This window comes from Kribbella sp. NPDC051137 (assembly GCF_040682535.1).
Lineage (GTDB): Bacteria > Actinomycetota > Actinomycetes > Propionibacteriales > Kribbellaceae > Kribbella > Kribbella karoonensis.
The window spans coordinates 1250643-1268813 of the sequence record NZ_JBFBBI010000002.1 but is presented as its reverse complement, the minus strand read 5'-3'; the positions used below and the strand labels follow the sequence as shown (position 1 = coordinate 1268813).

Genomic DNA, 18171 nt, shown 5'->3' with positions numbered 1-18171 from the left:
GCGCTTCAGTCGAAGCTCACCATGAGTACCTGGACGGCTCCGTCGGGTGCCCAGCGCACGTCCATCGACCCGGTGCCGCCGCCTGACCAGCGGAAACGTCCCGAATCGCCGTCGTCCTCGAGCAACGTCATGGTCTCGGCCGGCGGACTTTCCCGGTACGCCGCGGCGATCGCCGTCCGTCCTTCGAACGGACAGACCGGAATACCGGTGAACCGCATCGACGCGTCGACCGCGAACCGCCCGGCGAACGTGTCCCAGTCGCCGCTGCGCACCGCCGCGTTGAACGCGGCGACGTGCTCGGCCAGCCGGCTCATGTGCGGTCGCGGAGGATCTTGCGGATCGCGGTCACCCGATCGGCGTACGACGCCTCGCCGCCGCGGCGGGTCGGGTTGTAGTAGTCGGTGCCGTCGATCACGTCGGGTGCGTACTGCTGTGGGAGGACGCCGCGCGGGTCGTCGTGCGAGTACTGGTACGACGAGCCGTGGCCGAGCTTCTTCGCGCCGGCGTAGTGCGCGTCCCGCAGGTGCGGCGGGACCGGGCCGACCTTGCCGGCCTTCACGTCCGCGATCGCGGCGTCCACGGCCATGATCACCGCGTTCGACTTCGGCGCCAGCGCGAGCGCGACGACCGCCTGGGCGAGGTTGATCCGCGCCTCCGGCATGCCGATCAACTGCACCGCCTCGGCCGCCGCGACCGCGACGCCGAGCGCGGTCGGGTCGCCCATGCCGATGTCCTCGCTGGCCGAGATCACCAGCCGGCGGGCGATGAACCGCGGGTCCTCCCCCGCCTCGATCATCCGCGCCAGGTAGTGCATCGCGGCGTCCACGTCGGACCCACGGATCGACTTGATCAGCGCCGACGCGACGTCGTAGTGCTGGTCCCCGGCCCGGTCGTACCGCACCGCCGCCCGGTCGACAGCCGTCTCCAGCGTGACCAGGTCGATCAAGGCCCGCCCGGGCAAAGCAGCCCCGCCCGCCGAGGACTGCTCGACGCTCCCGCGCGGGGACTGCTCCGCGCCCTCGCGCGCCGGGGACTGCTCGGCGGATTCGGTCGAAGAGCTCGGGCCGATCGGGGCGGTGGTGTCTCGGGCGGCTTGGTCGGGGCGGGTGGCTGCCGCGAGTTTGATCGCCTGTTCGTGCTTGGCGCGGGCGCCGCCGGCCGCGGCCTCCAGGTAGGTGAGGGCTCGGCGGGCGTCGCCGCCGGCCATCCGCAGCAGGTGGTCGCGGGCGTCGGCGGCCAGTTCGACCTCGCCGTTCAGGCCACGCTCGTCGGTCAGCGCACGGTCGAGCAAGCTGGAGATGTCGTCGTCGGTGAGCGACTCCAGGGTCAGCAGCAGACTGCGGGACAGCAGCGGTGAGATGACCGAGAAGAACGGGTTCTCCGTAGTCGCGGCGACCAGCGTCACCCAACGGTTCTCCACGCCAGGCAGCAGCGCGTCCTGCTGGGCCTTGGTGAAGCGGTGCACCTCGTCGATGAACAGCACGGTCTCGACGGCGCCGCCCGGCCGGGCGAGGTCGCGTCGGGCGCCGTCGATCACCTGCCGGACGTCCTTCACCCCGGCGGTCACCGCCGACAGCTCGACGAACTTCCGGTTGGTCTGGTGCGAGACCACGGCGGCGATCGTGGTCTTCCCGGTCCCCGGCGGCCCCCAGAGCAGCAACGACATCGGCTGGTCGCCCTCCACCAGCCGGCGCAGCGGCGATCCCGGCGCCAGCAGATGCTGCTGCCCGACGAGCTCGTCGAGACTCCGCGGCCGCATCCGCACAGCCAGCGGAGCCGCCGTATGGTCTACGTCCGCCAGACTCCCGCCCCCACGAGCAGGCGCCGGCGCACCCGGCAGATCGAACAACCCATCACTCACGCCAGCAGCCTATCCAGCCCCACCGACAACCCCCGCACCCGACAACCGCCCCGCAGCCCAGCCCGCCAGGTCAGCCCCGCAGCCCAGCCCGCCAGGTCAGCCCCGCAGCCCAGCCCGCCAGGTCAGCCCCGCAGCTCAGCCCGGCAGCTCCGCCCCGCAGGTCAGCCCAGGCGCGCCGCCCCTCAGGTCGGCCCGGGCGGTCAGCCTGGCCGGGCGGCTGGCGGCTCAGCGGTCGGCTAGCGGCTCGGGCCGTTGCGGCGTTCGGTGGCGTTTCGGAGAGTGCGGATGTCGCGGCGGGTGGCCGGGGGTGGGATGCCGAGGGTGTCGACCAGGCCCTCGCGGTCGAGCAGGAGCCTGTCCTGGGCCGCCGGATCGACCTGGGTGGCTGCGGCTTCCCGATGCTCGCGGCGAACCTGCCGGAGGTTGTTGAGGTACATCCCGAGCACCACCGCCTGGGACGCGACACCCACCATCGGCGGGAGCGGCGCGGAGCCCGCCTGGAGGCCGACGCTCAGCAGCACGTACGGCACCGTGAGCCTCTCCTCCGCATCGCGCAGCGCGACCTTGTCGCCGGGCCGCCGGCCGATACTCCGATCCAGCTTCCCGCGGTCGTCGATCAGCTGCCTCCCCTGCCGGACCAGGTCGTCGGCGGCCGCGCGGAGTGGTCCGCTCACCCGGGTCTTGGCGCCGGACTCGACGACGTCGCGGAGCAGGCTCGCCCGGGCGAACCGGGTCAGGGAATCTGCCAGCCAGGCGTCGTTCGACGGCTCACCCGCATGTCCGCCGTACGCCTGCTCGAACTCCTTCCGGAAGTCCGCGATCCCCTTCTCCGGGACCGGCCGCCCGGCGATCGCGGCCTCGCTCGCCGCGAGACCGGAGGCCTCCTCGAGGCTGACACCCCATTCGTTGTCGGGGTCGAGCGCCAGGTCGGACACCTGCGCCAAGACCTGCTCGGCGTCGGTCCCCGCGCGGTCCAGCCGTACGCCGTCCAGCTCGAGCTTGTGCCACCAGTGCGCGAACCGGTCCGCCGTACGCCGGGCCTTGTCGGACGCGTCCGCGGGGAGGGACTGCTCGTACCGGTCCAGGGCCAGCAGCGCCTCGGTGGCGAACAGGTCCACCACCCGCTGGGCGGCCAGCACCTCCTCGCGGCTCGGCTCCTGCTCGGCCTCGGCGCGCCTCGGCGCCCGCATCCCGGCCCCGGTCCACTTCGCCAGCGGACCGGTCATCCCCGGCCGTCCAGCTCCGCCTGCACGCGCTCGATCGCGTCCGCCCGGCGTTGCAGGCCGGCGAACCGCTCGGACATCTCGGCGTCGGCCGGTTCGTAGTCGGCGTCGTCGGCGGCCTCGGTCGGGATGTACCACCAGCGGTCCTGGTAGAAGGTCGGACCGACCTCCATGCCCTGCAGCATCGGCTTCGCGGCGCCGCTGTCGATCAGCTCGCCCATACGGTCCTGCGAAATGTGCTCAGTCACCTACCCGACTGTAGGGGCGCCGGGGGCCGAAGACGCGGTGCCACGAACCGCTGCGGCGGAGCAGCACGATGGTCGGGACCTGCAGTGCGACGATCGTGGCGACGGTGATCACCGGGTCGGTCGCCGGGACGACGGAGATCGGCAGCGTGTACGACACCACGATCCGGACGACACCGTCGACGATCGTCGCGATCCCCCACCACACCGTGATCCACTTCCACGCATGCCGGAACCGCGCGTCGGTCTCCCACAGTTCGTCCATCAGCGCCGCGCGGGGCGCGAACATCGCGCGGGTGACGACGTACGTCATCGGCTGTGGGTGGCGCAGCGACCAGAGTGTGATGCCCGCGAACGGAAGGCTGATCCACGCGTTGCGGACCAGCAGCAGCCGCGCGTCCCCGCCGAGCACCGCGACCACCGCGCTCGCCACCATGCTGACCACCACCGCCATCCCCAGCAGGTCGGTACGACGGGTACGCGCCAGGGACACCGCTGAGCTGATGAGTCCGGGGACGACGCCAGCGAGCAACGCGGTCAGGTCACTCGCGCCGAGTGCCTTCAGGCCGTAGTACAGCGCGAGCGGGACGCCGATGTCGACGACGAGCAGCCAAGGGCCTTTACCGGTGGACATGCGAGAAGGTTCGCCGAGGAGCCGGCCGGCCCGCATCGAGCCGAGGGCTGTCCACCCCTAGACCAAAGTCTGAGAGGGTGTCTGAGGTCAGAAGCGGAAGCGCACGATCCGGGACGAGTGCCGGAAGCCCGGGAGCAGGTTCATCACCCGGTACAGACGGCGTACGCCGGTGGGCGCCTTCGCCAGCAGTTCGGGTGCGTCGTTCATCGGCGCCTCGTCGACGTACTCGAGCCGCGGATGCCAGTCGGCCAGCGCGGCCGGGTCGTCGAAGCCGCACTCGAAGCGCGCGTTGTACCTCCGCGCGACGGGATCCCACTTCGACATCCGCCACGCGGAGACCGACACCGTGTCGAACGCTGTCTGGCCGGACGGGAAGGCGTCGACGACGGTGGTCAGCAGTTGCCAGACCTGGGCCTCGGTCAGGTACGGCACGAGTCCCTCGGCGATCATCAGCACCGGCCGGTCCCGCGGGACGTCCTCGAGCCACGCCAGTTCGGTGACATCGGCGCCGATCAGCGTGTAGTTCTCCCGCGCCGGCAGGATCTGCCGGCGCAGGTCGACGACCGAGGGGTAGTCCAGGTCGTACCAGTCGACGCCTGCGGGTGGGTCGATCCGGAACACCCGGGCGTCGAGGCCGCAGCCCAGGTTCAGGACCACCGCGTCCGGGTGATCCGCGACGAAGCTGCGGGCCCAGTCGTCGAATGCTTTCGCGCGAACCACCGCGGACAGGCCGAGCTGGCTCGTGCCGAACCGGCCGCTGTCGTAGTCGGGGTCGAGACGGCGCATGGCCAACTCGGCGTACTCGTCACCGAGGATCGGGTCCGGCAGCCGGTTGTCGAGCGCCTTCGCCTTCAGGACCGGCGTCAGGGTCTGCTGGACGCCGACAAGGTCACTCGGCTTTCCCCTTCGTCGGCTCATCGTCCGGCTCCTCCTCGTCGTCCGCGTCCCGGAGCTCCTCGGGCAGGTCGTCCTCGTCGAACTCCTCGGCGAGGATCTCCTCGGACTCGGCGACGGACTCGGGCTTGATCGCGTTCCGCAGCCGGCCGAGGATCCGGTCCGCCTCGGTGCCGAACGGGTTGTCGTTCACCAGGTACGTCCAGGTCGCGGTCGGCCGCGGGATCCCGCTGGCCTCCTCGTCCAGGCCGTCGGCGGTGATCTCGGCCTCGCCGAACGTCGCGGCCGCGTCCTTCCAGGAGTCCTCGATCAGCGTCTCGAACGACGCGATCGCGGACTTGTTGAACTCGTCGATCGGCTTCAGGTGCACGATCCCGCCGGCCAGCGACCGCAGGTGGATGCCCTCGCGCAGGTCCGCCAGGTACGCCAGGTGGTCGGTCCAGCGCCGGTCCAGATGGCCCAGCGCGATCCGCCGCGCGGCGGCCTTCACCACGTCCGCACCGACCTCGTCGACGAGTTCGTCGTACCGCTCCTTGGCCCGCTCCGCGAGCTCGGTGGCGGCCAGGTCCTCGGTCAGCACCTTCTCGCGGGTCTCCAGCAGGATCGCCCGCTGCTGGCCGGTCAGCCGGTTGTACTGCCAGGTGGTCCGGTGCAGTTCGGCGTTCGCGCCGTCCGCGACCCGCTGCGCGTGCTCGAGCATGCCGATCGACTTGCGGTCGGTGAGCCGGCCGGTCTCGTCCGGGTGCGGGCGCAGGCCGGACGACACGGAGTACCGGGTGACGAGCTCGTCGGCGAGCGACGCGAAGAACAGCGTGCCGCCCGGGTCGCCCTGCCGGCCGGCGCGGCCGCGGAGCTGGTCGTCGAGCCGCCGGGACGCGTGCAGGCCGGTGCCGATCACGTACAGCCCGCCGAGCTCGAGCGCCTTCTCCTTGTCGTGCGACTCGTCCTTGCCGCCGAGCCGGATGTCGGTACCGCGGCCGGCCATCTGCGTGGAGACGGTCACCGTGCCCGGTACGCCGGCCTCGGCGATGATCCCCGCCTCCTCGGCGTCGTTCTTCGCGTTCAGCACGACGTGCGGGATCCCGGCGGCCTCGAGCCGGTCGCTGAGCTGCTCCGACTCCTCCACGCTGTGGGTGCCGATCAGGATCGGCCGTCCGGTCTCGTGCACCTCGGCGATGTGCTTGACCAGCGCCTCGTTCTTCTGCTCGACGGTCAGGTACAGCCGGTCCTCGGCGTCCTTGCGGACGTTCGGTTTGTTCGGCGGTACGACGGCCACCTCGACGTCGTAGAACTCCTGCAGCGACTCGCCCACCACGACCGCCGTACCGGTCATCCCGCACAGCGACTTGTAGCGCTTGATCAGCGACTGGACCGTGATGCTGTCCAGCACCTCGCCGGAGTCGCTGACCGGGACGGCCTCCTTCGCCTCGACCGCGGCCTGCAGACCGTCGGGCCAGCGCTGCAGCTTCGCGATCCGGCCGCGGCTGTTGTTGATCAGGCTGACCTTGCCGTCGCGGACCAGGTAGTCGACGTCCTTGCGCAGCAGCACCTCGGCGTGCAGCGCGACGTTCACCTGGGTCAGACGGTCGAGGTTCTCGTCGTCGTACAGGTTGAACTTCGGCCGCTCCGGCTCGTCCACAGCCTCGTCGTCGGCGTCGTCGTCCGCGGCCTCGTCTGTCTCCGCGTCGTCTGTGTCCGCGTCGTCTGTCTCCGCGTCGTCTGTCTCCGCGTCCGTGCCGGCCGTGGTTGCTGCCTGGGCTGCGGCGGCGGCGCGTTCGCCGAGGGCTTCCTCGACCTTGTCGGTGCCCCGGTCGGTCAGCGCGACCGTCCGGCCGTCGCCGTCGATCTCGTAGTCGACACCCGCGCGCAGCGTCCGGACCAGCTGGACGACGTCGTCGTCGAGGGCCTCGTTCCGGGTCGCGCCGGCCAGCACCATCGGCACCCGCGCCTCGTCGATCAGCACCGAGTCGGCCTCGTCGACCAGCGCGACGTCCGCCTCGGCGGTGACCCGGTCCGCGACGTCGGTGACCAGCCGGTCCCGCAGTACGTCGAAACCGATCTCGTTCACCGGCACGTAGCAGACCTCGGCCTGGTACGCCGTGCGCCGCTCCTCCGGCGTGGACGCCTGGCCGACGTGCGACACCGTCACGCCGAGCAGCTCGTACACCGGCCCCATCCACTCGGCGTCCCGCTTGGCCAGGTAGTCGTTGACCGCCAGCACGTGCACCTTGCGGCCGCCGAGCGCGTACCCGGCGGCGGCGATCGCGCCGGCCAGCGTCTTGCCCTCACCGGTCGCCATCTCGACGATCCGGCCCTGCAGCATCGCCAGCGCGCCGACCACCTGGCCGTCGAACGCCCGCTCGCCGATCGCCCGCTTGCCGGCTTCCCTGGCCAGCGCCAGGTACTCGATCTGCTCGTCCTCGTGCAGCCCACCGGTGGTGCGCAGCTCGGTGACCGCCTCGGTCAGCTCTTCGTCGGTCAGGGGGAGGACCGATTCCTCCGCCTCGCCGACCAGCTGGGTGAGCCGCTCGTACGGGCCGAGATCGATCGAGCCGGGGCGCTGCAGCAGCCGGCGGAAGCGGGAAGCGATTTTCAGGGCCATGATGCAGGCAACGTACAGCCTTTACCGGTCGTTCCGCCTCTCAGGGTCGCCAGTGGTACGGCGTTGTAACGGTGACCGCGTGCAGCCCGAGTTTCTGCAGGATCGGGCGGGAGTCCGCGGACGCGTCGACGCGGAGGAACTCGTACCCGCGGTCCTTCGCCAGCCGGGCGCGGTGCACGAGAAGCGCGGAGTACAGGCCCTGCCGTCGCCACTCCGGCAGCGTCCCGCCGCCCCAGAGGCTGGCGAACCCGGTGCCCGGGTGGAACCGGATCCACGCCGCCGAGACGACCGGCCCGCCGGTGAGCACGTCCTCGACCAGGAACACCGACAACCGGTCCGGGAACATCCGCGCCTCGCCGGCCAGGTGCTCCACGATCCGCTCGGTGCCGTTGTGCCACAGCGAATCCGTGAGTACGGCGATCCGCTCGTAGTCCTCCGGGCCGTCCGCCTCCCGCAACCGGACCTTCGACGGCAGCGCCGACGGCCGCGCGAGCACCCGGTCCACCTCACCGAGGACCAGCGTCTCCGGATCGTCGCGCACGAACCCGTACCGCTCGAGCCGGTCCCCCAGATCGGCCGGCTCGTCGTACGCGTACGTCTTCCATTCGAACGGCAGGCCGCGCTCCCGGAAGAACGCGACCTCGCCGACGATCACCGCGTCCGGGTCCTCGCCGAGCCCGCGCGGCGCCTCGACGAACCCGGCACCGTCCGGCCCCTCGACGTACGACCGGTGCACGAGCCCGACGTGCTCCTGCTTCCAGCCGGGAATCGCGTCGGCGTCGGGCAACCGGATGCGGCGGTGGAACACGTCGAGCAGTTCGTCAGGGGTCATTCGCCCATCGTGCTCCACCGCCACCACCTGTCTACGGCAGCACGCGGTTGAGCAGGTCGTAGAAGGTGTTCGCCAGCACCAGTTCGTACGGATCGCCGAGCAGCGGACCGAGTTCGGCCATGTCCGACGGGGACCACGACCAGGCGCCGATCAGACCGGAGATGAACAGCGGCTTGGAACCGTCCCAGCTCGCGATCCGCTGGTCGAGCGCGGCCTTGAACTCGGCCGCCTTGCCGGGCGCGCCCCAGCCTCCGGTGATCGGGATGCCACCCACCTTCGCGGTCAGGGTGTCGCCGTCCCACGTCTGCATGATGCCCTTGGTCGGCGTGTACTCGGCGTACCCCTTGGCGATCTCCTCGGACAGCAGCACCCAGGTGTTGTCCTGCCGGCCGCTGTACGCGTACACCTCCTCCAGCCCGGTACGGCGCATGAAGCCGCCCGACATCTTCAGGTACTGCGTGAGCTCGTCGGGCTTCCACGACGCCGGATAGGTGTAGCCGGCGCCGGACGGCCCGCAGACCAGCAGGTCGTTCGCGGTCGCGGTCCGCTGGAAGTAGCTGTAGATGTTCGGGCCCGTCTCCACCAGCAGCGGGTCGATCGTCCAGTTGGTCGGCACCTCGCCGCGCTTCGGGTCGTCCCAGATCTCCCGCAGCCGGCGCTGGCAGTACTGGATGTTGTCGCCCTCGCCGAACGTGAGCGTCAGGTAGACCTTGTTCTGCGGCTTGTCGATCCGCCGCGTCGCCCTCGGCTTGTCGGAGATCGGCGACGCGAGGCCGGCGTGCACGGTGCCGTTCATGTAGAAGTCGGCCGCGACCACGGGCGAGCCGCCCTTCGACGCCAGGTCGACGCCGTCCCACTCACCGGAGACGTCGTTCGCGAACCAGCCCATGTACGGCGCCAGCGTCGGCCACTTCGCGTAGTGCTCGATCAGCAGGTCGCCTGTCGCACCGCCGGGTGGCAGCCAGCTCACCAGGGCCTTGGTGGCCACCACGTAGTCGCGGAAGTACGGGAACGGCTCGACGCGGGTCGGCGATGTGTCGGTGGCGCTGACCACGTACTGGTTCCACATCTCGACCGTGACGACGAGGGACGTCGTACCGGCCGGTGGCGCGATCCGGTAGATCCAGTAGTTCCCGCCGTCGGCGAACCTGTTGCCCTCACCGCCGATCGACGAGTGCGAGCCGTCGAACAGGTACGGCGCCTCCTCCGGGGTGTTCGGCTCGAAGGTGGCGATCACGGTGTCGTTCGCCTTGATCGAGACATGCCGCACCGAGGCACCCCAGCCGTCGTCGGTGAACGAGTCCCCGAACTTGACGTACACGGCCTCCTTCCCGAGCTTGGCGGAGACGTCGAGGTTGTAGGTGCCGCGGTTCGACGAGTCGCGGATCTGCGTTGTCTCGCGGGCGATCTCCAGCCATTGCACGCCCTCGACGTCGACCACCCGGGTCGGCGGCAGACCGGCGAGCAACTGCTTGCTGACCAGCGGGAACAGATTGTCGAGCTGCCACCGGTACGTCTTCACGCGGTCGTCGTCGAACATCCCGCGCAGGTCCTTCACGATCTTCAGGCCGTACGCCTTCGCTTGGTCCGCGTTCGCGACCACGGCGTTCTCCAGCCCGGCGAGCGTCGTGGCGACGTTCAGCGAGTCCGGTACGGCGTCGTCGTACACGATCGCGCCCCGGACCCGGCCCCGGTACTTCGCGACCAGGTCCAGCGGGTTCTTGTAGAGCTTCTTCGGCAAGGTCATGTCGGACAGCCACTTGGCGTCCGGCACGCTCTCGGTCCCGGTGTCGTAGATGAAGTACAACTCCGGCTCGGTACGGTTGACGACGCCTTGCAACGTTGTCAGCAGGGTCTGATCCTCCCCGCGGAGCTTGCTGACGTCGGCGTAGTCCAGGTGTCGTGGGCGGTTGAACACCGGCAGCAGCCGAGCGGAGCTGCCGGACGTCGATGAAACTGCAGCATTTGCAGGCAACGCGAAGGGCTGCACCAGCCCCGCCGTCACCGCACCGCTACCCGCCAGGAACGCACGTCTCGAAACCATCGCGACCACTCCCTGAGGTTGACATCGATGTCAAATCTGCCGGGAATGTAGCAACCCCGCGACGGTGTGTACATAGCTCACTTGGAATCGTTTCCGCCGAGGTTGGGGCAATGGTCAGTCCTGCCGGGCGTTCAACCTTCGTGCGGATCGAACCCCGAAGGCGTCCTCGGCCTTGGCCACGATCCCCATGCGGGACAGCCGCCGACGCAGAAGCGGGCGGATCCACAGGTACCTCCGCCATCCGATTCGGTACTGGATGGCGGAGGAGAACAACTGCACGACAAGCCACTCGGCTGGGAGCTCTCCGGGTCGCAAGTCGCCGGTGTCGGGCTGCGGTCTCGGCCCAGCGAGGTTCATCGCCTCACCAGTTCGCGCCGGGGCGGTCGACCAGGCGAGGCGCGCGTGGACGGTGACTTCGGCACGGAGAACCTGGAGCAACTGGTTGTAGAGCTCGCCCAACTCGGCGCTCTCCGCACCGACCCACCCGGTGGAATACGCGAGTGCCGACTGGATCTCCGCGCCGAGCGCCTCCAGCCGTGCCAGCGTCTCCGGTTCGTCGTCGGTTCGTCGCTGTATCCGGAGCGGAAACTGGCCCCAGGCGTTCAGCGCCCGGGTCGCGTCGGCGTACCCGGTACGGAGCGTCTCGGTCCGCGATGCGCCACGCTCGAGCGCCTTGCTCAAGACCGTTCCGACGACGGACGAGCCGAGCGCGATCGTCACAACAGCTGGCCACGTCACCACAGTCGACGGATCGGGCACGGCAGCTCCTCAAGGTGTCAGTTGCGATGAAGAGTCAAGCTTGCCGGGTCAGGCGGTCCAGCGCGGGGGTCGGATAGCGACAGGCGACAGGGACCGCGAACAAGCTGTGCCCTGTTCACGGCCCCCGTCGGATGTGTTCAGTTGCCCTGGCCGGTGCGGGCGCCGCGGGATTCGATGGCGGACGGGAGGGCGGATTCGGGGAGGCCGGTGAGTTCGGCGACCGTGGTGAGGCGGCCCTCGAACTGGGTGGCGAGCGGGGCGGCTCCCATGTGCTCCGTGGTGGTCGGTTCGTCGATGCGGTGCAGGCGGACGTGGATGCCTGTGCGGGTCTCCGGCGTGACGTCGGACGCCGGGATGCGGGCGGTGAACTCGTAGATCTCCCGCGGTGTGACGTGGTGGCCCTCGGGGCCTTCGGGGAGCGGGAACGAGCGTTGCGTGTTCGGGTCCGCGACGGTGCCGGCGTGCAGTAGCCGGTCCTGGTACGTGACCTCGTACGCGTTGGCGCCGTGGAACGTCGTCGACTGGGCCAGCGGGCCGTCGACGAGGTGGCTGTCGACGACCGTCAGGCGGTCGCCGCGGACCCGGATCCGGAGCCGGACGTACTGCTCGGCCGGAGCGCCGGTACGGCGGGGGCGCGCGGCCTGCTGGTCCGGGTATCCGCCCGGCGGCTGCTGCTCCGCCGACTCCCGGCTCGCCGCCTCCCGGTTGAACGCGGGCTTCGCCGCCCGGCTCACATCCGGGCCACCCGCGGCCGCACGGGGCTGCTTCGGGTCCGGCTTGGTGGGGCCGGCGTGCGGTGGTACCGCGGCGTGCCTCCGTCGGGTCTCTCCGGCCGGCGTCTTGGTCGGACGGCGGTCTCGCGTTGCCGGCCGTTCCGTCTGTGTGCCTTTGGCGTGTTTCATCGTCGGCCCCCTTACCAGTTCCGGCCGTGGCGGTAGTTGTGGATCCAGCGGTAGTAGATGCGGTCGAGCGCGATCCCCCGGCGCCCGTTGATCACGCCGAACCAGTCGGTGTTGTGGACGTACAGCTGCGGCTGCCCGCTGCGCCCGGTCATCCGGGCCGGCGCGAACCGGTCGGCCGCGCCGAGGTTCCACTCGCCGACCCAGTCACCGACGTAGTCGGCCTTCAGCTCGGTGCCCGAGCTGAGCATCCGGCCCAGGTACTCCGTCGACCAGTCCTGGTCGTTCCACGCCCACAGGTCGCAGCGCCCGGTGCCGTCGATGTCCGCGGCGAAGAACTGGTCGTGCCGCGCCAGCCCGTCCCACCCCGGTACGTCGCCGTCGTGCCGGTGCGCGTACGCCAGCCCGGACCCGGTGGACCGGAACAGACCGAGGTACGGCATCGACCAGTCCAGGCCGTTGAACACGAACACGTCGCACTTGCCGTCGCCGTCGAAGTCGCCGAGGATCAGCTGGTCGTGCTGCGCGAGACCGCCCCAGCCGGGGATGTCGCCGTCGTACCGGTGGATCATCGAGTACCCGGAGGCGCTCGCGCCGAACAGGCCGACGTACGCCATCGACCAGTCGTCGCCGTTGAAGATCACCAGGTCGTCGCTGCCGTTGCCGGTCAGGTCGCCGGCGAAGAACTCGTCGTGCCGGGCCAGCCCGCCCCACCCGGGGATGTCGCCGTCGTAGCGCTGGCTGACCCAGAACCCGTTGCCGGTCGAGCGCAGCAGGCCGACGTACGGCATCGACCAGTCGTCGGTGTTCACCACGACGAGGTCGTCGCGGCCGTCGCCGTTCAGGTCGGCGACCAGGAACCGGTCGTGCGCGGCGAAGCCGCCCCAGCCGCGGATGTCGCCGTCGTAGCGCGCGACCAGCCGGAGTCCGCCGGCGCCGTCGGACTTCAGCAGCCCGAGGTACGGCATCACCCAGTCGACGCCGTTGAAGATCGCGACCTCGTCGGTACCGTCGCCGTCGAAGTCGCCGACGTACACCTGGTCGTTCGGCATGAACTGCCACGAGCCCGGGACACGTTCGACGGCGCTGAAGCTGTGCTCGAGGGCCGTGCCGTCGGCGCGGAACAGCTGGATCGACGTTCCGTGGTGCAGCAGCAGGTCGCTGCGGCCGGTGCCGTAGAAGCGGCCGGCGTACGCGTTGCGGAACGTGTGCTCGGTCTCGTGGTCGCGCGCGGTCTTGATCGAGGTGTAGCAGACCGGGCAGTACGCCGGTGTGTTGCTGTTCATCCGGCAGTTCTCCACCGGGCGGTAGATGCCGGTGTCGTTGGTGCCGCCGCCCTCGAACAGGCCGACGTCGGTGTCGCTGTTCCAGTCGGCCGGGCGCGGGCCGTTGTTGTAGTTCGCGGCGGACCCGGTGCCGGTCGGCAGCGGCGTGGTCGGCGCGATCAGGTTCGCCCACTTGGTGGTCGCCCGGTCGGTGATCGTGGTCAGGTTGATCCAGCCCTGCTCACCGCCGGTGTACGCGCCGCCGGCCGAGTACTCGTCCGCGAAGCCGCCGATCCCGTGGCCGAACTCGTGCGCGATCACGGTCCAGTTCACGCCCATCGGGACGTGCGCCCGGCCGCCGCCTCCGCAGCCGCCGTAGTTCGGGTTGTTGAGTACGACGAGCAGCTCGTTCCAGTCCGGTACCCACTTGTTCAGCGCGGCCTGGATCCGCGCCTCGGTGTCCGTCCCGTACTCGAGCCAGCAGTGCGCCCACGACCCGCTGAAGATCATCCCGAGCGCGGTGTCGTGGATCGTCTCCGCCGAGATCGTGTCGTCCGACGGGTCGGTCGGCGTGCCGTGCTCGTCGTACGTCCGGGTGCTGACACCGGAGTCGACAGACTCCAGATTCACCCGGTAGATGTTGTACGCCGACGCGTCCTCGCTGTAGTAGTCGTGCCCGAAGACGCCGTCGATGAGCGTCGTCTGCACCCAGCTGTTGTACGCGACCTGATCCAGCGCGGTGAACCCGTCCCCCAGCACCGCGATGTTCCGCTTCACGCCGGGCGGTCCTGCCTTCCGCAGCACAGTCATGCTGTCAGCCATCACTCCCCCTTACACAGCGGCGCCCCCAACGAACACCCCTAACTCGCGGAGTGTCGTGGTGGCGCCGGTGATACAGGGGTCAGGTCTTGCGGCGCGGGAACCGCGACCGGAAGGTCCCGTCGTACTCGAGCTGCATGTACCCGGACGAGTGGACGCCGACCGCGAAGAACGCGACCAGCACGAAGACGATCCCGGCGATCACAGAGATGTGCCAGAACGCCGCGGCGATGCCGACGAACGCCGACCCCTGCGCGATCGCCTTCGCGAACGCCACGAGTCGCGAGCTGCTCACCCGGTGGCGGTACTCCTCCTGCAGGTTGAGCACCAGCAGGGCGGCCAGTAGCGGGATCGAGACCGCGAACGCGACCACGCAGATCGTCGCGGTCAGGTCCAGCGGTTTCGCGGTCAGGAAGGGCTGCACCACCACGAGCCCCGCGGCGCCGAGTCCGCCGTACGTCAGGTTGGACTGCCGGATCCACTCCTGCTGAGCGGCCGGGTCGGAGGTCGCGTCCTCGACCTCGGCCTTAATCCGCTCGATCTCGTCGTCCATGGCGAGCAATAGTAGGGCCCGTGAGGTACTACTACGCCGAGCATCGGAGCGCCTACCGACAGCTCCTGCAGGACGGGCTCACCCAGTGGAACGACCTGTTCGGGGAGAGCTGGACGTTCGAGGAGTTCCCGAACCGCGCGTTCCTGGAGAGTGCGCTCGGCCGGCTGGTGCCGGGTGGTGAGGTGCTGGAGTACGGGTGCGGAACCGGCCCGGCGGCGTGTTTCCTGGCGGCGCGGGGCTTTCGGGTGGACGCGATCGACCTGATCCCGGAGGCGATCGCGATGGCCCGGCGACTCGCGGCGGAGCGGGCCCTCGAGGTGAACTTCGGCGTACAGGACGTGTGCGCCATGCCGCCTGGGAGCAAGCGGTACGACGTGGTCCTCGACAGCTACTGCCTTCAGTCGATCGTCACGGATGCCGACCGGGAGAACGTCCTCCGCGCGGTCCGCGAACGCCTGAAACCCGGCGGGTACTACGTGTTGTCGACGGCCATGTACGACCCGGACCGGGTCTACGACGGCGAGTTCCGGTACGACGCCCGTACCGGCATCTGCTACCAGGAGACCACGGCGCAGTCACCGGACGCGATCCGGCTCGACGGAACCTGGTACCTCCCGCATCGCCGCCACCTGCGCGCCGACGGTCTCCGTGCCGAGCTGGAGCGGGCCGGCCTGCATGTCGTCTCGCAGGACGGCGGCAACGTCATCGCAACAGCCGCGTCCCCAACAGCAGCGCCCCCGCAGCCCAGGACGTGAGTACCGGAAGGCTTGCTGTCATCGGCGCGAGCTTTTCGACCACATGCGGTACGAGCGGAGCGACGACCGGTGGGACATAGAGCAACCCGAGCACGCACCCGATGGCAACAGCGGAGTCGTGGACTACGGCCGCTGTCCCAACGCTGAGGACTGAGATGAGGGTCAGGTAGGCAACTGCTCTGGCTGTCGCGTGAGGGGCCGCTCCCGCCATAAGGGCTGCCAGCGCGAGCATGCTGGCGGCTCCGGCGACCGCAGTACCTACAACCGTCGCCTTGGCTGCCAGCACCGCAGCACGGCTTGGGACCGCGGTGAGAGTAGTGCCGATCAGACCGTTGCTGTACTCGCCGCTCACCACCAGAACGCCTAGCACTGCAACGGGCGCCTGGCCTGCGTACACACCAATCAACGGTGTCTTCACGGCAACGCTCAACCCAACGCTGACGATCGCCGTAACAGCTAGCAGCCACGCCGCACCGCTCGTCGTACGCAGCTTGGTCCACTCGGCTCTCACACGTCCCTCCGGCGCAGCAGAACGGTCGCAACGCCCAGAGCGACAACGGTGTACGCACACAGCACACCCACACCAGCCCACGGAGACAACGGGTAATACCCGTTCGCCGGCGTGTAAACGCTGTCGACCTGCGGATAGCGCACCAGCGTCTGCTGTACGGCGAACGCGGCGGCCGGGGTGAACCGGGTAACCCACAACGCCAACGAAGGCGGCAGGAACGGCGTGAGCGCCAGGAGATACGGCAACACCGTCACAAGCACCACAGTCGTCACCGCCGTCGCACTACGTCGCAGGATCACGCCTACGCCCAACGCCAGCACAGCCGTGATCGCCAGCACCGCCGCCGTGCCCACCTCCATCCGCAGCAAGGCCAGCCACCCCACCGGGAACACGTACGCTCCAAGGCCGCGCAGCACCCGCAACCACACAGGCACTGCGATCACACTGGCGACAAGGGTGCACCCGAACGTCACACCAGCAAGCACAACGCCCTTCACCAGCAGCACGCGCACGCGGCCACCACCAGTGCTCAAGGTGCTGCGGATCAACCCGTACCGGTACTCCGTGGTGATCATCAAGGTGCCCACGACAACAATCACGATCAACGCCGGGAACGTCCCGAACAGCACATCCCCCGCAGCAGCCGCCGTCGGTACGTCGCTCCGCGTTGCCGGCCCGATGTCACCGCTACCGCTCAACGTGAAGCCGACCGCGCTCCCCTGGCCCGAACCGGACCAGCTGGCGTCCGGCCAGGCCCCCGACACCTGAGGCGTACTGAAGACAGCGGTCGCAGTGTCATCCGCGATGCTCACACCATTGATCCGCGACGGACAGGCAACGAACAACCCCGCCTGCACGACACCGCCCAGCCCCTGCACCCGGTCGACCACGCTCCATCGCGTGCCGTCGGCCGACACCTCACCCGTCACCGTGTCGCCCGAGCGCGTCAGCCGCAGCCACCGACCGTCCGGCCCTGCCTTGTCGGCGAAGTAGTCGTGCTGCATCCGCACGCCGTGCTGCCCGGTCACCATGATCGCGGCGTACCGCGAACCGGCCCGTAGGATCAGTCCCGCCTTCGACCACGGCCCGTCCCGCTCGGACGTCAGCCTGTTCACGGCCACGGTGAGCTGTCCGTCGCCCGTCAAGGGGCGGCCGACGAAGTAGTACGCGTCGTTGACCGGCGGCCCGCTCGGGCGCGGCGTCTTCTCCCCCGGCCCACCGCCCAAGCCGGCTACCGGAAGCAGCAGGATCAGCAGCCCGGCCACCAGGACCCCCCGCACCCAGCCAGGTACCGACCGGAACTTGGTCCACTCCGCTCGCAACAGGTTCACGCCGTCGCTCCCCGGTACTCGACCGACCCGGCGGTCAGTTCCAGGTACGCGTCCTCCAGCGTCGCCCGGTGCGGCGCGAGCTCCGAGAACGGCACACCGTGGCCGGTGAGCACAGCCACGATCTCCTCGGCCCCGAGCCCGCGTACGACGCCGTCTGCCACCTCAGCGCCCGCAGCGGCGAGTACTGCGGCCGCCTGCGCTGGGGCGCTCGTCCGCAGCCGTACGCGATCTCCCGAGACAGCCGCGATCAGCTCAGCCACACCGCTGTCCGCTAACACCCGCCCGCGGCCCACAACCACCACGTGGTCGGCCATGTCCTGCAGCTCGCTCATCAGGTGGCTGGACACCAGCACAGCCCGCCCCTGCTCGGCCAGCGCACGCAGGAAGCCGCGCAGCCAGACAATGCCTTCCGGGTCCATCCCGTTGAACGGCTCGTCCAGCATGATCGCCGGCGGATCGCCCAGCAGCGCAGCCGCGATCCCGAGCCGCTGCCGCATCCCCAACGAGTAGCCACCGGCAGTACGCCGCCCTGCCCCCGTCAGGCCTACCAACTCAAGCACCTCGTTGACCCGTCCCTGCCCGAGCCCCTGCGTCTGTGCGAGCCACAGGAGGTGGTTCCGGCCGCTCCGGGCCGGGTGCAGGGCAGATGCGTCCAGCAACGAGCCCAGCGAGCGCAGGGGGTGCTGCAGCGACCGATACGGCCTCCCACCGACCAGCGCCTCCCCTGCGTCCGCCCTCTGCAGCCCCAGGATGATGCGCATGGTCGTTGACTTCCCAGCACCGTTAGGCCCTACGAACCCGGTCACCCGTCCCGCACGCGCCGTGAACGTCATCCCGTCCAGCGCGGTCGTTCCGCCGTACCGCTTCCGCAGTCCGCTCACCTCGATCGATGTCATGGCATGGTTTTGTACGCGGACCGCGGTGACGTCCCGGTGCGTTCCGTT

Annotated in this window: 17 protein-coding genes; 1 reads left to right on the top strand and 16 read right to left on the bottom strand. The window is 69.8% G+C overall.

The window, feature by feature from the left end:
* Positions 1 to 5: 5 nt before the first annotated feature.
* From AB0M51_RS13535 to AB0M51_RS13475, 13 genes are all read right to left on the bottom strand, one after another.
* Positions 6 to 314, bottom strand: coding sequence for a hypothetical protein (locus AB0M51_RS13535; protein WP_344187514.1), 309 nt, complete (start codon positions 312 to 314; stop codon positions 6 to 8).
* Complete coding sequence (locus tag AB0M51_RS13530; RefSeq protein ID WP_363749427.1) at positions 311 to 1861, bottom strand: replication-associated recombination protein A; 1551 nt, start codon at positions 1859 to 1861, stop codon at positions 311 to 313. The genes AB0M51_RS13535 and AB0M51_RS13530 overlap by 4 nt, the downstream gene beginning before the upstream one ends.
* 236 nt (positions 1862 to 2097) lie before the next feature.
* Positions 2098 to 3087: a hypothetical protein gene (locus tag AB0M51_RS13525; RefSeq protein WP_344187516.1), complete on the bottom strand. Its 990-nt coding sequence runs from the start codon at positions 3085 to 3087 to the stop codon at positions 2098 to 2100.
* Entirely contained in the window at positions 3084 to 3332 is a 249-nt protein-coding gene (locus AB0M51_RS13520) for a hypothetical protein (RefSeq protein ID WP_344187517.1), read from the bottom strand. The genes AB0M51_RS13525 and AB0M51_RS13520 overlap by 4 nt, the downstream gene beginning before the upstream one ends.
* Positions 3325 to 3963 (bottom strand): VC0807 family protein, encoded by a 639-nt coding sequence (locus AB0M51_RS13515; RefSeq protein WP_344187518.1) that lies wholly within the window; start codon positions 3961 to 3963, stop codon positions 3325 to 3327. The genes AB0M51_RS13520 and AB0M51_RS13515 overlap by 8 nt, the downstream gene beginning before the upstream one ends.
* A gap of 87 nt (positions 3964 to 4050) precedes the next feature.
* A complete protein-coding gene (locus tag AB0M51_RS13510) occupies positions 4051 to 4881 on the bottom strand; it encodes a class I SAM-dependent methyltransferase (protein ID WP_344187519.1) in 831 nt (276 codons plus the stop codon).
* Positions 4853 to 7459, bottom strand: coding sequence for an accessory Sec system translocase SecA2 (locus tag AB0M51_RS13505; RefSeq protein WP_344187520.1), 2607 nt, complete (start codon positions 7457 to 7459; stop codon positions 4853 to 4855). Before AB0M51_RS13505 ends, AB0M51_RS13510 begins: the two co-directional genes overlap by 29 nt.
* Before the next feature lie 40 nt (positions 7460 to 7499).
* Positions 7500 to 8291, bottom strand: a complete 792-nt coding sequence (locus tag AB0M51_RS13500) for a GNAT family N-acetyltransferase (RefSeq protein WP_344187521.1) — start codon at positions 8289 to 8291, stop codon at positions 7500 to 7502.
* A 31-nt stretch (positions 8292 to 8322) separates the two neighbouring features.
* Complete coding sequence (locus tag AB0M51_RS13495) at positions 8323 to 10335, bottom strand: GxGYxYP domain-containing protein (RefSeq protein ID WP_344187522.1); 2013 nt, start codon at positions 10333 to 10335, stop codon at positions 8323 to 8325.
* A 114-nt stretch (positions 10336 to 10449) separates the two neighbouring features.
* Positions 10450 to 11094, bottom strand: a complete 645-nt coding sequence (locus AB0M51_RS13490; protein ID WP_363749426.1) for a hypothetical protein — start codon at positions 11092 to 11094, stop codon at positions 10450 to 10452.
* A 137-nt stretch (positions 11095 to 11231) separates the two neighbouring features.
* On the bottom strand, positions 11232 to 11828 hold the full coding sequence (locus AB0M51_RS13485; RefSeq protein ID WP_344187523.1) for a hypothetical protein: 597 nt from the start codon (positions 11826 to 11828) through the stop codon (positions 11232 to 11234).
* 179 nt (positions 11829 to 12007) lie between these two features.
* The gene (locus AB0M51_RS13480; RefSeq protein WP_344187524.1) at positions 12008 to 14080 is read right to left on the bottom strand and encodes a M64 family metallopeptidase; all 2073 of its coding nucleotides are present in this window, start codon (positions 14078 to 14080) and stop codon (positions 12008 to 12010) included.
* A 79-nt stretch (positions 14081 to 14159) separates the two neighbouring features.
* A complete protein-coding gene (locus tag AB0M51_RS13475; protein WP_363749425.1) occupies positions 14160 to 14630 on the bottom strand; it encodes a hypothetical protein in 471 nt (156 codons plus the stop codon).
* Between the two features lie 20 nt (positions 14631 to 14650).
* On the opposite strand from AB0M51_RS13475, the gene AB0M51_RS13470 reads away from it, so the two are divergent.
* Positions 14651 to 15385, top strand: a complete 735-nt coding sequence (locus tag AB0M51_RS13470; RefSeq protein ID WP_363749424.1) for a class I SAM-dependent methyltransferase — start codon at positions 14651 to 14653, stop codon at positions 15383 to 15385.
* Here the strand turns inward: AB0M51_RS13470 and AB0M51_RS13465 are convergent.
* From AB0M51_RS13465 to AB0M51_RS13455, 3 genes are read right to left on the bottom strand one after another with little or no spacing between them, the layout of a single operon-like run.
* A complete protein-coding gene (locus AB0M51_RS13465; RefSeq protein WP_344187526.1) occupies positions 15333 to 15896 on the bottom strand; it encodes an ABC transporter permease in 564 nt (187 codons plus the stop codon). The two genes, AB0M51_RS13470 and AB0M51_RS13465, sit on opposite strands and share 53 nt — an antisense overlap.
* Positions 15893 to 17227, bottom strand: coding sequence for an ABC transporter permease subunit (locus AB0M51_RS13460; RefSeq protein WP_344187527.1), 1335 nt, complete (start codon positions 17225 to 17227; stop codon positions 15893 to 15895). The genes AB0M51_RS13465 and AB0M51_RS13460 overlap by 4 nt, the downstream gene beginning before the upstream one ends.
* Positions 17224 to 18123 (bottom strand): ATP-binding cassette domain-containing protein, encoded by a 900-nt coding sequence (locus AB0M51_RS13455; RefSeq protein ID WP_344187528.1) that lies wholly within the window; start codon positions 18121 to 18123, stop codon positions 17224 to 17226. Before AB0M51_RS13455 ends, AB0M51_RS13460 begins: the two co-directional genes overlap by 4 nt.
* Positions 18124 to 18171: the final 48 nt, after the last annotated feature.

Bases quoted from the DNA above. Each gene is read 5' to 3' on its own strand.
- AB0M51_RS13515 (WP_344187518.1), bottom strand. From the start codon at position 3,963: ATGTCCACCGGTAAAGGCCCTTGGCTGCTCGTCGTCGACATCGGCGTC.
- AB0M51_RS13480 (WP_344187524.1), bottom strand. From the start codon at position 14,080: ATGGCTGACAGCATGACTGTGCTGCGGAAGGCAGGACCGCCCGGCGTG.
- AB0M51_RS13500 (WP_344187521.1), bottom strand. From the start codon at position 8,291: ATGACCCCTGACGAACTGCTCGACGTGTTCCACCGCCGCATCCGGTTG.
- AB0M51_RS13455 (WP_344187528.1), bottom strand. From the start codon at position 18,123: ATGACATCGATCGAGGTGAGCGGACTGCGGAAGCGGTACGGCGGAACG.
- AB0M51_RS13505 (WP_344187520.1), bottom strand. From the start codon at position 7,459: ATGGCCCTGAAAATCGCTTCCCGCTTCCGCCGGCTGCTGCAGCGCCCC.
- AB0M51_RS13525 (WP_344187516.1), bottom strand. From the start codon at position 3,087: ATGACCGGTCCGCTGGCGAAGTGGACCGGGGCCGGGATGCGGGCGCCG.
- AB0M51_RS13495 (WP_344187522.1), bottom strand. From the start codon at position 10,335: ATGGTTTCGAGACGTGCGTTCCTGGCGGGTAGCGGTGCGGTGACGGCG.
- AB0M51_RS13535 (WP_344187514.1), bottom strand. From the start codon at position 314: ATGAGCCGGCTGGCCGAGCACGTCGCCGCGTTCAACGCGGCGGTGCGC.
- AB0M51_RS13475 (WP_363749425.1), bottom strand. From the start codon at position 14,630: ATGGACGACGAGATCGAGCGGATTAAGGCCGAGGTCGAGGACGCGACC.
- AB0M51_RS13510 (WP_344187519.1), bottom strand. From the start codon at position 4,881: ATGAGCCGACGAAGGGGAAAGCCGAGTGACCTTGTCGGCGTCCAGCAG.